The 12933-nt window shown below is 74.8% G+C and carries 13 protein-coding genes; 6 read left to right on the top strand and 7 right to left on the bottom strand.

Annotated elements, in window-relative coordinates:
• Window positions 1-134: 134 nt before the first annotated feature.
• Complete coding sequence (locus tag ACIPXM_RS19650; RefSeq protein WP_401657412.1) at window positions 135-962, bottom strand: D-alanyl-D-alanine carboxypeptidase family protein; 828 nt, start codon at window positions 960-962, stop codon at window positions 135-137.
• A 269-nt stretch (window positions 963-1231) separates the two neighbouring features.
• A complete protein-coding gene (locus ACIPXM_RS19655) occupies window positions 1232-2677 on the bottom strand; it encodes an MFS transporter (RefSeq protein WP_401656951.1) in 1446 nt (481 codons plus the stop codon).
• A 211-nt stretch (window positions 2678-2888) separates the two neighbouring features.
• Between ACIPXM_RS19655 and ACIPXM_RS19660 the strand changes: the two genes are divergently transcribed.
• Window positions 2889-3350 carry a pyridoxamine 5'-phosphate oxidase family protein gene (locus ACIPXM_RS19660; protein WP_401656953.1) on the top strand — a complete coding sequence of 154 codons (462 nt, stop codon included), beginning with the start codon at window positions 2889-2891 and terminating at the stop codon, window positions 3348-3350.
• Window positions 3351-3380: 30 nt separating this feature from the next.
• Here the strand turns inward: ACIPXM_RS19660 and ACIPXM_RS19665 are convergent, their stop codons facing one another.
• On the bottom strand, window positions 3381-3692 hold the full coding sequence (locus tag ACIPXM_RS19665; RefSeq protein ID WP_401656955.1) for a hypothetical protein: 312 nt from the start codon (window positions 3690-3692) through the stop codon (window positions 3381-3383).
• A 208-nt stretch (window positions 3693-3900) separates the two neighbouring features.
• Between ACIPXM_RS19665 and ACIPXM_RS19670 the strand changes: the two genes are divergently transcribed.
• Both ACIPXM_RS19670 and ACIPXM_RS19675 read left to right on the top strand, forming a co-directional pair.
• On the top strand, window positions 3901-4770 hold the full coding sequence (locus tag ACIPXM_RS19670) for a type 1 glutamine amidotransferase (protein WP_401656957.1): 870 nt from the start codon (window positions 3901-3903) through the stop codon (window positions 4768-4770).
• Window positions 4771-4879: 109 nt separating this feature from the next.
• Entirely contained in the window at window positions 4880-5323 is a 444-nt protein-coding gene (locus ACIPXM_RS19675) for an OsmC family protein (RefSeq protein WP_401656959.1), read from the top strand.
• 173 nt (window positions 5324-5496) lie between these two features.
• On the opposite strand, the gene ACIPXM_RS19680 is transcribed toward ACIPXM_RS19675, so the two are convergent.
• Complete coding sequence (locus ACIPXM_RS19680; RefSeq protein ID WP_401657414.1) at window positions 5497-6192, bottom strand: RraA family protein; 696 nt, start codon at window positions 6190-6192, stop codon at window positions 5497-5499.
• 211 nt (window positions 6193-6403) lie between these two features.
• Here ACIPXM_RS19680 and ACIPXM_RS19685 point away from each other — a divergent pair, with 211 nt between their 5' ends.
• Window positions 6404-7063: a GNAT family N-acetyltransferase gene (locus ACIPXM_RS19685; protein WP_401656962.1), complete on the top strand. Its 660-nt coding sequence runs from the start codon at window positions 6404-6406 to the stop codon at window positions 7061-7063.
• On the opposite strand, the gene ACIPXM_RS19690 is transcribed toward ACIPXM_RS19685, so the two are convergent.
• The 3 genes from ACIPXM_RS19690 to ACIPXM_RS19700 form a co-directional block, all read right to left on the bottom strand.
• The gene (locus ACIPXM_RS19690; protein WP_401656965.1) at window positions 6961-8262 is read right to left on the bottom strand and encodes a DNA gyrase subunit B; all 1302 of its coding nucleotides are present in this window, start codon (window positions 8260-8262) and stop codon (window positions 6961-6963) included. The two genes, ACIPXM_RS19685 and ACIPXM_RS19690, sit on opposite strands and share 103 nt — an antisense overlap.
• A 312-nt stretch (window positions 8263-8574) precedes the next feature.
• Complete coding sequence (locus ACIPXM_RS19695; RefSeq protein WP_401656967.1) at window positions 8575-10047, bottom strand: carboxylesterase/lipase family protein; 1473 nt, start codon at window positions 10045-10047, stop codon at window positions 8575-8577.
• A gap of 244 nt (window positions 10048-10291) precedes the next feature.
• Window positions 10292-11557 (bottom strand): erythromycin esterase family protein, encoded by a 1266-nt coding sequence (locus ACIPXM_RS19700; RefSeq protein ID WP_401656970.1) that lies wholly within the window; start codon window positions 11555-11557, stop codon window positions 10292-10294.
• Window positions 11558-11626: 69 nt separating this feature from the next.
• Here ACIPXM_RS19700 and ACIPXM_RS19705 point away from each other — a divergent pair, with 69 nt between their 5' ends.
• A complete protein-coding gene (locus ACIPXM_RS19705) occupies window positions 11627-12352 on the top strand; it encodes a TioE family transcriptional regulator (RefSeq protein WP_401656973.1) in 726 nt (241 codons plus the stop codon).
• 121 nt (window positions 12353-12473) lie between these two features.
• Window positions 12474-12848 (top strand): hypothetical protein, encoded by a 375-nt coding sequence (locus tag ACIPXM_RS19710; RefSeq protein ID WP_401656975.1) that lies wholly within the window; start codon window positions 12474-12476, stop codon window positions 12846-12848.
• Window positions 12849-12933: the final 85 nt, after the last annotated feature.

A 12933-nucleotide genomic window follows, 5' to 3' on the forward strand; every position in this document is an offset into this window, starting at 1 on the left:
GGTGCCGAGCACGTGCTCGGCGGGGGGGGGGGGGGGGGGGGGGGGGGGGGGCCCCCCGGGGGGGGGGGGGGGGGGGGGGGGGGCGCCCGGGGGGCGGGGGGGGGGCGCCCCCCCCCCCCCCCCGCGGCCGTTCGCTAGCGCTTGAAGCCGTAGTCGAGCAGCTTCTTCACGTCAGCCGCCCGGTTGGTCTCGTTCGGCGCGCCGAGGACGGCGCCGATGACCGTCTTGTTGCCACGGGTGGCCGCAAACACGAGGCAGTACTTCGCCTGCGCGCCCGAGCCGGTCTTGACACCGATCGCGCCGCTGTACGTGCTCAGGAGCTTGTTCGTGTTGGTCCACGCCATGTTCCGGTAGCCACCCGTCCGGGTGGTCACCTTCTGCGTCGTGGACTTCGTCTTGACGATGGTGCGGAACGTGGCGTTCTGCATCGCACCGCTCGCGATCTTCGTCAGGTCGCGCGGGGTCGAGTAGTTCGACCCGTTGCTGATCCCGTCGAACGAGTCGAAGTGGGTGTTCCGCAGACCCATCCGCCGGGCCTCGTCGTTCATCTTGCCGATGAACGACTTCACCCTGGCGGCACGGGTGGTGCCGGTACCGAACTTGTCGGCGAGGGCGTAGGCCGCGTCGCAACCCGACGGCAGCATCAGGCCGTAGAGGAGCTGGCGGACCGTCACCTTGTCGCCGACGATGAGGCGGGCGGAGGAAGCGCCCTTGGCGACGATGTAGTCGCTGTACGCCTTGTCGATCGTGACCTTGGTGTCGAGGTTCAGACCCCGCTGGGCCAGCACGACCTTCGCCGTCATGATCTTGGTGGTGGAGCCGGTGGACCGACGGGTGTCCGCGGCCTTCCCGAACAGCGCCGCACCCGTGCCGTTGTTCATGACGAAACCGCCGGGGGCGGTGATCGACGGCGCGGGCGGGGCGGCGGCCTGGGCCTGGCCCACGCCGAAGGCGCCGACCAGGACGGCCGAGGTCGCGACCGTGGCCGTGACCGTCACGGCGCGACGTACGCGCAGTGTCGTGGATATCAAAATGTTCTGCCCTATGGGTGAGGAGCCTTGGTGGTGCGCGGAGCCCGCACGGACCCCGCGCACAGAAGATGCGCGCGAGGACCGGAGGGATGTACGGCGAGGCCCGTGACCTAGGTCTCATTTTCGCGCCTGCCGCCGGGCCGCCCGGTGGTCCGAAGTCGACGGCCACGGGGGCGAGTCGGGCGTTCCCGGCACACCGGTCATCTCGCCTGCCCACCCTCAGCCCGTGTGCCCACCGCGCCCGTCGCCGATGGCCCGGCGGGCCGGGGGCGGGCCGCCCCGGCGAGCACCAGCAGCAGGAGTCCGCAACAGACGACGACGGCCCAGCCGGGACGCGAGGCGACGCCGAGCCCGGCCGGATCGGCGTGGGCGACGAGGACGCCCGCCACGGCGATGCCGAGCGCGGCGCCCATCTGGCGCGCGGTGGAGGTGATCGCGCCCGCCACGCCCGCGCGTTCGCGGGGCAGCCCGCTGACGGCGGTGTGGGTGAGGGGCGCGTTGGCGAAGCCGAATCCGATGCCAATGAGCAGGTAGGCGGTCAGCAGGAGGCGCAGGTCGGTGCGCTGGTCGAGGCCGGTCAGGCAGGCGCCGCCCGCCGCCAGGAAGATCCCGGCCACGGCGAGCGGCGCCGTGGCTCCGTGGCGGCCGACGAGCCGCCCGGACCAGGGGGCGCAGACCGTCGCCCCGACGGCCATGGGCAGGGTGACCGCACCGGCCGCGAGCGGCGAGAGGCCCCGGCCGTGCTGGAGATAGAGGGTGCCGAGCAGCAGGGTGACGTTGAGCGCGACGAAGACGGCCACCGCCCCGACGACGGCGCCGCGGAACAGCGGGCCCCGGAACAGCCGGAGGTCCACGAGCGGTTCGGGGGCGCGCGACTCGGTCCGTACGAACACGGCGGTCGCCAGGGCCAGGACGGCGTAGGCGGCCAGTGCGAGCGGCGAGGTCCAGCCGATCCGGGGGCCCTCGATGAGAACGCCGACCCCGGCGGCGACGATCACGCACAGCAGGAACTGCCCCGGAAGGTCGAGCCGTTGGGCCCGCGCGCCGCGCGACTCGGGCACGAACACGGCGGTGAGCACGAGGGCGATCACGATGACCGGGGCGTTGATCCAGAACAGCGCGCGCCAGCCGAGCCCGGCGACGAGCGCACCGCCGACGACCGGCCCGAGGGCCATGCTCAGGCCGAACACGGACGCCCAGACCCCGATCGCCTGGGCCCGCTCCCTCGGATCCGGCATCGTGTTCACCACGATCGCGAGGGCCACCGGGCTGAGCATGGACGCCCCCACGCCCTGGACCGCCCGCGCCGCGAGCAGCCAGCTCACCGACGGCGCCACCGCGCAGAGCAGCGACGCGACGCCGAACACGACGAGTCCGGTACGGAACACCCGGCGCCGCCCGAAGCGGTCAGCCAGGGCGCCGGAGGAGATCAGCAGGGCCGCGAGGACGATGGTGTACGCGTCGACCGTCCACTCCAGGGCGCCGAGCCCGGCCCCAAGACCGCGACCGATGGCGGGCAGTCCCACATTCACGATCGTGGTGTCCAGACCCACCAGGAACATGCTCAGACAGCACACCGCCAGCACGCTCCACCGCCTGCGCGCGCTCGCCACGGCCTGCGGGGGTGGGGTCGTCGTCGCGGTCATGGTCCGCCTCTCACCTCGGGGGGGGATCTGCCCCGCCAGGGTCGGGCCGGGTGGCAGCGAACGGCAATTACTCTTGCCGATACGGCAAGCGACCGGAAAGAGGCGGGGGCGGCCGGACAGGCGGGACGACGGGACGAGGCTCCGCTCCGCCTCCCGGTCTAGGACCTGCGCCTCATGTCCGCGGCGACGTCGCTGGCTAGGGTCGGCGTCCATGGAAGCCACGAAGATCGTTCGCCGTGACACGGCGGAGCGCGTACGGGACACCCTCGAACGGCTCGCCGCCGAGCGCGACATCTGGGTCTCGACGTCCCACCCCGACCACGGGCCGCACCAAGTGCCCCTCTGGTACCGCTGGGACGGCCGGTCCGTCTGGATGTGCACCAAGGCGAACTCCGCGACCGTACGCAACGCCCGCGCCGAACCACGGGTGCGCCTCGCCCTGCCGGACGCCTATGACGTGGTGCTGCTCCAGGGCGAGGCCCGGTGCCATCCGGCCGCCGAGGTCCCCACCGCCCCGGCGGAGGCGTTCGCCGCCCGGTTCGGCTGGGACCCGCGCGCGGAGACGGCCCCGTACGTGTACCTGAGTGTCACGCCCCGGACCGTACGGGCCTGGCACGGCACCCCGGAGCTGAGCGGCCGGGTCGTGATGCGTGACGGGGCCTGGCTGGGCTGAGCCGGGCCCTGACCCGGCCCTGCCCTCGGGTCAGCCCGTACGGTCCGCACGGCGCGGGCCGTGGGCGGCGGCGCGACGGCGTACCAGGTGCGGGGCCGAGCGGTGCCAGGCGCCCCGGAGCTGGGTGCGGGAGATGCGGGCGCGCTGGCCGCCGCCCGCGATCAGGGCGTTGACGGAGACCATCGGGTCGCCGCCCATCGAGCGGGCGAGCAGGGCGCCCGCGACGACGGGCAGCAGGGCCACCGCGAGGGCGGAGCCGGTGGCGGTCACCGTGCCCAGCGGGACGCGGGGCCGCACGGTCGCGACGGCGGTGCGGGCGGCGGTGGCGGTCGGCTCGGTCATGACGTCAGTTCAGCAGGGCCGGGCGGCCGCGACATCGGACGCGGTACTCAGCCGCCGGTGCCCCGGGTACTCAGGGCGGCCGTCGTGACAGTCGTCGTACAGTCCGGGAAACGCGCTACGCAGAAACGATTCCTCGGTCACTCTGGGGACGCGCACCGCTCCCCCGCGCCCGCCGCACCCCGCGCAGCGACAGAAAGGTGTCACGACCGTGCCGATACCCGTGACCGGAACCGAGACGGACTCCGTGGCCGAGACCGCGTCCGTCGGCAAGGCCGTCGACGAGTCCGGCGGCGAGTCCGGCGGCGAGGGGGCCGCGTCGCCCGGGCCCGTCCTGGTGATCCAGCAGGAGGACGGCGCCGGGCCCGGGATCGTCGGTGAACGGCTGCGCGCCGCCGGGTTCGCGCTGCGGGTGCTGCACCCCTGGCGGGGCGAGGAACTGCCCGGCACCCTCGACGGCATGGCCGGTCTCCTCGTCCTCGGCGGGGCCGCCAACTGCGAGGACGACGCCGCCGCGCCCTGGCTGGCCGGGGTCAGGACGCTGATCCGTGAGGCGGTGCACGGCCGGACCGCGCTGCCGCTGCTCGGCATCTGCCTGGGCGGTCAGCTGATGGCCCAGACCCTCGGCGGCCGCGTTGTCCGCCGCCCACAGGGTCCCGAACTGGGCGTCACGCCCGTACGCCGACTGCCCGCCGTCGCCGCCGACCGGGTGTTCGCCTCCGTGCCCGAGGGCGCTGCGGCCGCACAGTGGCACTGGGACGAGATCGGGGCGCTGCCGCCCGGCGCGGTGCCGCTGCTCGGCGGCGACGACTGCCCGTACCAGGCGTTCCGGATCGGTGACGTGGCCTGGGGCACCCAGTTCCATCCGGAGGTGCTCTCGGACACCGTCGCGCTCTGGGCGGCGACGGACGCGGAGCAGGTGCGGGCCGACGGGCTGGATCCGGACGACGCGATCGAGGCCGTACGGACGCGGGAACCCCGGCTGCGTGACGTGTGGGGCACGGTGGCCGACGCCTGGGCCGACGTCGTACGCCAGGCGCACGCGCGCGTGCCCGCACCGGCCGCGCCCGCCGAGGGGTGATGGGATGGGCGGCGGCCCGCACGCGCGCGCGTACCTACCCGCGCGCGTGGAGGCCGACCACCACCACCCGCCTCCGACCACCCCCACTGCCCGAGGAGTACGTGCCGCCATGGCCGACGCATACCGGATCGAAACCGTCCGCACCGGATACCGCACCTGGGTCGCCCGCAACGACCGCGGCGCGGAGGTCCGCATCGCCACCGCGGACGACGCGGACGCCCAGCCCTCGTTCACCCCGGTCGAACTGCTCCTCGCCGCCATGGGCGGCTGCGGCGGCCTGGTCATCGACCGGACCGCCCGCGCCGTCGACCACGACGACCTGCGGATCGTGGTGGAGGGCGTGGCCGGCCCCGAGGACGACGGCCGGATCGGCCGGATCCGGGTCAGCTACGAGTTCGAGCTCCCGGACAACAACCCGCGCGCGGCGGAGGTGTTCGCCCGCGGGGTACGCCTCACGCACGAGAAGCACTGCACGGTGAGCCGCACGGTGGAGCACGGCGCCGAGGTGGAGGCGGTGCTGCCGGACGGGACGATCGGTTTCCGGGCGGGCTGAGCAGGCACGGCGGGGTCCTGGCGGCGGGATCGGTCAGGTCCGTACGCCGCGGGTCACGGCGTCGGTTCCGGCGCCTGCCCCGGACGCTGGTGAACCAGGGGCGCCCCGCGGCCCCGTGGGTGACCCGGCCCAGGAAGCCGGGGCCGCCGGGGATGAGGGCCCCGGCCGTCCCCTCACTCCTCGATCGCCCCGCCGATCCGCCGCAGGTGCGCGCGGAAGGTGTACGAGGGGTCCGCCGCGCGCCGCTCCAGGTACTCGGTGAACCGGGTCTGGTCGCGCAGGGTCTCTCCGGACCTGATGCGCGTGGCCTGGTTCCGCTCGGTGCGGAAGATTTCCTCGGCGGTGCCGAGGACCTCCTCGATCCGGTCCGCGGCGACGAAGAGGACCCCGTCGTCGTCCGCGAGGACGACGTCCGCCGAGCTGACCGTGTGGTCGCCGAAGCGGGCGCTGCGCAGGGCGTCGGGGTGCTGCGGGTCGAGGCGGACCGGGCCGGGCGGGAAGGCGCCGTACGAGAAGACCGGGAGGCCGATGGCGAGGAGGTCGGGGGTGTCCCGGTGCAGGCCCCAGACGACGACGCCGGTCACGCCGGCCGTCTCCGCCTCCAGGACGGCGAGGTCGCCGATGCACGCCTCGTCCGTGCGGCCCTCGTTGTCGATGACCAGGATGTCGCCGGGGGCGGCGTGGCTGGTGAACGCCTCCAGGAAGACGTCGACGCTGCCGTAGTGCCGGACCGGCAGCGCGCGGCCCGCGATGCGGCGGCCCGGCAGGACCGGGACCACTCCGGCGGGCGCGGCGCGCAGCGGCACGCCGAGCCGTACGCACGCGTCGGCGACCAGCGGGGTGGACAGTTCGGCGAAGCGCTTGAGCATGGCGGCGGCGGTCCCTTCGTTCCGGTCGTTCCGGCCCGCCGGGCGGCGGCCGTCCGGTGGTGCGGATGCTATCCCGGGCCGCGGCGCCGATATTCGATCGGCGATCGCCGACCACCGACCACCGACCACGGTGCCGGAAGCGATCATGACAGGATGGCGGAAAGGTCGGCCGGCAGCGGCGCGGCGACCGGAGTACGACGGAGGAGCGGGGATGACCGGGACAGTGGGGGCCACGGGGGCGGCCGGGGCGATGGACCGGACCCGGCGCGAGGGCGACTTCCGGGTGCGGCCGCGCACGGACGACGACCTCGACACCTGCGTCGCGATTCTCGCCGGGATCCACCGGACCGACGGCTACCCGGTGAACTGGCCCGCCCAGCCCGTCCCTTGGGTGCGGTGCGGTCCGGTCGAGACGGCGCTCGGCGCGTGGGTCGCGGAGCTCGACGGGCGGATCGTCGGGCACGTCACGCTGACCCGGTACCGCGAGGACGACCTCGCGCCGCTCGCGTGGAGCGAACACAGCGGCGCGGCACCGGAGTCGGCCGCGATGATCGGACGTCTTTTCGTCGCACCGGAGGCGCGCGGGCACCGGGCCGGGGTCCGCCTGATGGCCGCGGCCACCGCCGAGGCCCGGCGACTCGGTCTGCGCCCGGTGCTCGACGTGGCGGATTCGGGCCGGGCGGCGATCGCCCTGTACGAACGGCTGGGCTGGCAGCGGCTGTCGACGTCCGAGGAGCAGTGGGGCCCCGTCCGGGTGACCGTCCACTCCTACGCGGCGCCGCCCGAGCCGGAGTCGGGGCCCGAGCCGGAGAAGGACCGGGAGTCGGGGTCGGCGTCTGCGCCCGGGGCCGGGGCCGCGACGGCGGGCTGACCGTCCGCCGCGGCCGAGGGCCGCATGAGCCGTCCGAGGAGCGCCGAGGCCCGTACCGGATCCTCCGCCAGCCACCGCCCGAGCGCGTCCCTCACCCGGTCGGCGACCGCCTGCCGTACCGGCTCACCGGCCAGCCTCTCGCGGATGGCCCCCGCGAGTTCCGGGGCGTCGAGCTTCACGGAGACGATCGCGGTCACGGCTCGCCGGATCCGGTCCGCGTCGAGGCCGGGGGCGGTGGCCGGGAGCAGCCCGTGCTGTCGTGCGTACGTGGTGAGCGCACCCGCGACGACCTCCCGCAGGCCCTGCTCGTGCACTCCACCCTCCCTGGTGGCAAGGGAGTTGACGAAGCTCAGGACTCCCCGGCCGTCGCCCACACCGCGCCAACGGATGGCGGCGTCGACCGAGAGCGGCCCGACGACTCCCGGTACCGCGCCTTCCCAGTGGACGGCGACCGGATCGACCCCGCCAGGGGACGGCGCCTCCGGGTCGAGGTGGGCAAGGTACGCGCTCAGTCCGCCCTGGAACCGGAAGCGCTCCGCGCGGGCGGCGGGCGCCCCGTACCGTCCGTCTCCTGACGGCCGCTCGTCGATCAGCCGCAGGTCCAACTCATCATTGAACGAGGCCAGTTGACGGAACAGGTCCGCGATCGTCTCGTAGCGAAACTCCGTGACCTCGAAGATCTCCGGATCGGGGAGGAAGGCGACCGTGGTGCCGTGCCGGTCCTTCGGTCCGGCGGCGACGGGCGGGCCGATCGCCGTGCCGCGCTCGAACTCCTGGGTCCAGAGCGCCCCTTCGCGGCGCACCTCCACGGCGAGTCGCCGCGACAGGGCGTTCGGCACGCAGAGGCCCAGCCCGAACGGCCCCAGGTACACCCGTCGGCCACGGTCCTGCCCGGCGTACACCGTCGTCAGCAGGTCCTCCAGGGCGATGCCGCCGGTGTGACCGGCGGCCGCGACCGGGATGCCCTCACCGTCGTCGGTGACCCGCGCGCCGCCGTCGGCGGTGAGGGTGACCTCGACATACGTGGCCCGGCCGCGCAGCACCTCCGCCACCGCGCGTTCGACCACCTCGGACAACAGGGCGTGCAGCCCGCGCGTCCCGGTCGACCCGACGTACATGCCGGGCCGTTTCCGGATCGCCTCAAGCCCTTCAAGTACCTGGATGTGCGCGGCGTCGTACGTGACATCCTTCTCGCCCACGAGGAGCCCTCCCCCCGCTCGCCGACTGTTGCCGCAAGGGTAGGGGTTCGACGGGAAAACACCAGGTCAGGGGGATTTTCGAGGGTCTGTGTACGGGCTTGTCGCCGCCCGCCCGGCCGGTGGGCACCGCTCCCGTCGCACCCCTCCCCCGGGGCACGGCGGCACCCCCGCCGAAGGCGCGTACGGGGCCGTTCCGGGCGGCGCCGGGGTGACCGGATCCGCCCTGCTCGTACGGCGGCCCACCCCCGGCAAGGGGTGGGCCGCCGTACGTCGAGCCGGCCGGCTCCGGCCGGGCCGCGGGGTCCGTGCGGATCAGGCGTGCCAGAGCGCGCGGACCTGTGCCAGCGGGTCGTTCTCCGTGCGCGGGGTCTCCGCCCAGATCTTCGTGGCGCGGGTCTCCGTGGTGTAGGCGGGCCAGTCGGCGCCCGGGTCCTGGTCGGTGATGAAGGCGACCCAGGCGCGGTGCATCGCGTCGGCGAGGGACTGCGGCGGGTGCGGGCCCGCGACGGCCGTGACGTTCTCAGCGTCGAGGAGGTCGAAGGCGAAGGGCAGGTCCAGGCAGTGGTACGCCTGGCCGATCACCGGGGCCTCCCACTCGAACTGGTAGAGCCAGGTGGGCTGTTCGCGGGCGGCGCGGGCCTCCGCGACCTCCAGGGAGGGCGCGCGGAAGGTCACGTCGGTGATGGCCTGGCCGAAGAGCACGGCCGGGTCGAGGTCCGCGTACGCCTTGGTGAACTCCTCCGCCCGCTCGCCCACCAGGCCGAGTCCGCCGAGCAGCAGCGGCAGCGGCGGGCCGCCCGGGCCGGGCGCGGGCATCATGTTGAACTCGTGCGCCGTGAAGCCGAGCAGCAGCGGCACGCCCGCCCCCGCGTCACCCTCGGTGAGCGCGTCGAGCACCGGCTCGGGGATCAGCTCGCCGTCGGCGAACGGCACGAGCGACAGCATCGGCGGCAGTCCCTCGCGGTCGGGCCCGGGCGCGCCGAGCCGGTCCTGGAGGTCGAGGAGCTCGTCGTCGGAGAGGTCCTGGAGCGCGGCGACGGTGGCGGGCAGGCCGGTGCGGGAGGTGAACAGGCGCGCGGCGGCCCGGGCAGCCTCGGGGCCGTCGGGGCGCATGACGGCGCCGGACACCGAGAGCGCGCCGCGGAACAGCTCGCGGGCGGACGGCACGGCGAGCAGGGTCTGGACGGCGCCGCCGCCCGCCGACTGCCCGGCGATGGTGACCTTGGCCGGGTCGCCGCCGAAGCGGGCGATGTTGTCCCTGACCCACTCCAGGGCCGCGACCCAGTCCCGTACGCCACGGTTGTCCGGGGCGCCCTCCAGGTGCAGGAAGCCCTCGATGCCGAGCCGGTAGCCGAGCGAGACGAGGACGACGCCGTCGCGGTTGAAGGCGGCGCCGTCGTACCAGGGGCTGGCGGCCGAACCCGCGACGTACCCGCCGCCGTGGATCCAGACCAGGACGGGGAGCCCGGCCTCGGGGTCGGCGGCGGGCGTGAAGACGTTCAGGTTGAGCACGCCCTCGCCGGGGACCGACGGCTCGGGGATCGTCGTGACCTCGGCGAACGGCCTGCGCTGGGCGGTCGGCCCGTACGCGGTGGCGTCCAGCGGCTCGGTCCACGGCTCGGGCGGCTCGGGGGCGGCGAAGCGCAGCGGGCCGACCGGCGGCTTCGCGTACGGGATGCCGAGGAAGCGGCTGCTTCCGTCGGCGCGGCGCTCACCGCGGACGGGCCCGCGGGTGGTGGTGACGAGGGGGCTCTCCAGGGCGTCCTGCGGAGTCTCCAGGGACATGGGCGTGCCTTCCTGGTCCGGCCGGGTGCGGCGGCCGTTTCTCGGTACTTCTCATGAGCTGACCTTGCCGAATTTACACGTGTCACCACTGTCAGCCAAGACCCCGCGTCCGACTCCCTCCCCCAGGAAACCCGCAGACCGCGCCGCACCCGGGCCCGTAGCGCCGAGGCCCGTTCCGCCTGGGCCCATACCGCCGGCGCCCGGACCCCCGGGGCCCGCACCCCCGTGCCTGCCGCCCGGCGCGCTACTCGTTCCGCTCCCGCACCGCGTCCCGCACGAACACCAGGCCGTCGGTGCTCCCGAGCTGGGCCGGGTCGAGCGGTCCGTAGCCGAACCAAGGGGACACCCGGGGTACGGGGTGCCCGGCCCCGTACGCGGCTCCGTGGGCGGCGGCGAGCGCACCGGAGAGGCGCCGGGAGTCCACGAGGGCGGCGGCGGGGCGCTCCGGGAGCCCGTACAGGAACCCTTCGAGGGTGTCCGGCGGCGGCGCGTCCACGCCCTGGTGGCGGATGGTGCCGAGGGCCATGGCGAGGAACGCGTACCGGGCGTCGAGCCGCGCGCTCACGAGGGCGCCCGCGCTCCACCACGTCAGGGGCTCGCCGCCCATCCGCATCGAGCTGCGCTCCCGCTGGAGGTGGGAGTTGTGGGCGTAGCAGAAGACGGGGCCGCGCTCGGTGGCGTCGAGCAGGTTCCGGGCCATCATCTGGTCGCGCACGGCGAGGAGTCGGGGCAGTCGGGTGGGTGTCGGGTCGGCCATCGCGTGGTGGTAGCGCAGCAGTCCGACGGCGGTACGCCCGTACAGCCGGGCCCTGTTCAGCTCCTCCGGCGTCGATACGGCTGCCAGGTCGGGGAGTTGGGTGTCGAGCAGCAGGTTCAGTTCGTCGGCGAGCAGCCGGAGCCGGTCGGCGTCGGGGGTGCGTCCGACGGAGCGGGCCGGGTCCCCCATGACGCCGGGATCGGTCCACCGCCCGTCGTCGCCGATCAGCCGGTCGAGGGTGTCGGCGGTGCAGGGCAGCAGGTCGGCGTCGACGCGGGCCGCGAGGTGGTCGTGGAGGGCGGTGAGGGCGTGGCGGGGGCTCTCGGCGTGGCTGATCTCCAGCGGGCCGTCGAAGCCGACGAAGCGCAACCGGTCGGCCTCCGGCCGGTCCTCGTTGAACTCCCGCATCCAGGTGAGGAGTTCGCGGTTGGCTTCGCAGCTGCCCCAGCCGTGGCTGAAGCCGCCCGCCAGCACGTCGTCGAGCGTGCCGCCGCGGTGGCCGACGTAGTCGTCCACGAGGAGGCCGCGCAGGCAGTCGCTCTCCAGCGCGATGGTCCGGTAGCCGTGCGCGGCGAGTTCCCGGAAGAGGTCGTTGCGCAGCCGCAGCAGGGTCTCCTCGCCGTGGGTGGGTTCGCCCAGGGCGAGCAGCCGGGGCCGGCCGGGCAGGAGCCGGAGGACGGCCGCCGCGTCGAGGGGTTCCAGGAGGCCGGGGGCGCGGTCGGGGGCAGCTGTGGTCACGTTCTCGGTCGTCATGCCTTCCACGCTATCGTTGAAGGTTCGGTGGAGACTTTGGCGCGGATGGTGCAGGTGGGAGCGGGATCGATGCCTGAAAACCCTCAAACGGGGAGGCGGCTACGGCCGGTCGATCTCGCGCGGGCGCACGGTCTGTCGACCCAGGCGGTGCGCAATTACGAGGAGGCCGGGATCCTCCCGCCCGCCGACCGGACCGCGCACGGCTACCGCGTGTACACGCCGCTCCACGCCCAGGCCCTGCGCGTCTTCCTCGCGCTGCTGCCCGGGCACGGTCATGCGACGGCGACCGCGATCATGCGGGCCGTCCACGCGGGCGACGCGGACGGGGCGTACGGCCTCATCGACGACAGCCATGTCCAGCTGCTCGACGACCGCCGGACGCTGCGGGCCGTGGCGGGCGCGCTGCGTGAACTGGCGCCGGAGCCGGGCGCCGACGCCGCGGCCTCGCCGGGGGCCACGTTCATCGGGCCGCTCGCCCGTCGGCTCGGCGTACGGCCCGCGACGCTCCGCGCGTGGGAGCGGGCGGGTCTGGTCCGGCCGCGCCGCGATCCGGCGACCGGGTACCGGGTGTTCGACGCGGCGGACGTACGGGACGCCCGGCTCGCCCGTCAACTGCGGCGCGGCGGCCACCCGCTGGAGCGGATCGCCCCGCTGATCGAGCAGGTGCGGACGGCGGGCGGGGTGGCCCCGCTGGAGGCGACGCTCGCCGACTGGCGGGCGCGGCTCACGGCCCGGGGGCGGGCGATGCTGGCGGGGGCGGCGGAGCTGTCGGCGTATCTGGACGCGCGCGGATGACGGACGCGGGGAGCTCGTGGTGGACGGTGGCGGGCGCAGGGCGTGTGCCCCGGGGCGCGGGGTGGCGGCCGGGCGCCGACCGGGCCGGTTCGGGTGCTTCACGGTGGGGAAGGGTCGCTTTGTGAACCTCAACGCCAGCGTCCTCGTCGGCAGCCTGATCTTCCTCGTCGGCGCCGCCCTCATCGCCGTGGGCGCGCTCTCGCAGGGCCGGTCGGTGCGGCCGCTGCTGCCCCGGCGGGCGCGGGCGATGGCCTGGCGCGAGTACGGCAGGGCGCTCGCCCGCTCCGCCGAACTGGCCGTCGCCCAGGCCCGGGACGCCGCCGGGCGGGGGGAACCGGCGGTGGTGACGGTCGAGGACGTCGTACGGCTCGCGGACGAGCGTTTCGGTTACGACGAGGTCGTCTGGGAGGACGCCGCGGCGGCGCTCCGGCACGCGTACGAGCGGGCGGGGTGCGCGGCGGACTGTGTGACGGACGCCTACAGCGCGATCCGCTAGGTCGTGTCCGGAAAGTAGCGCCGTCCGCCCGCCAGGGCGGGGCTCGCGGCGTCTGGTGCGTGCGATCGCAAGGCGGAGGGTCGCC

The organism is Streptomyces sp. NPDC090025, assembly GCF_044748125.1.
Lineage (GTDB): Bacteria > Actinomycetota > Actinomycetes > Streptomycetales > Streptomycetaceae > Streptomyces.

Bases quoted from the DNA above. Each gene is read 5' to 3' on its own strand.
- ACIPXM_RS19705 (WP_401656973.1), top strand. From the start codon at position 11,627: ATGCCTGAAAACCCTCAAACGGGGAGGCGGCTACGGCCGGTCGATCTC.
- ACIPXM_RS19665 (WP_401656955.1), bottom strand. From the start codon at position 3,692: ATGACCGAGCCGACCGCCACCGCCGCCCGCACCGCCGTCGCGACCGTG.
- ACIPXM_RS19695 (WP_401656967.1), bottom strand. From the start codon at position 10,047: ATGTCCCTGGAGACTCCGCAGGACGCCCTGGAGAGCCCCCTCGTCACC.
- ACIPXM_RS19680 (WP_401657414.1), bottom strand. From the start codon at position 6,192: ATGCTCAAGCGCTTCGCCGAACTGTCCACCCCGCTGGTCGCCGACGCG.
- ACIPXM_RS19700 (WP_401656970.1), bottom strand. From the start codon at position 11,557: ATGACGACCGAGAACGTGACCACAGCTGCCCCCGACCGCGCCCCCGGC.
- ACIPXM_RS19685 (WP_401656962.1), top strand. From the start codon at position 6,404: ATGACCGGGACAGTGGGGGCCACGGGGGCGGCCGGGGCGATGGACCGG.
- ACIPXM_RS19660 (WP_401656953.1), top strand. From the start codon at position 2,889: ATGGAAGCCACGAAGATCGTTCGCCGTGACACGGCGGAGCGCGTACGG.
- ACIPXM_RS19675 (WP_401656959.1), top strand. From the start codon at position 4,880: ATGGCCGACGCATACCGGATCGAAACCGTCCGCACCGGATACCGCACC.
- ACIPXM_RS19655 (WP_401656951.1), bottom strand. From the start codon at position 2,677: ATGACCGCGACGACGACCCCACCCCCGCAGGCCGTGGCGAGCGCGCGC.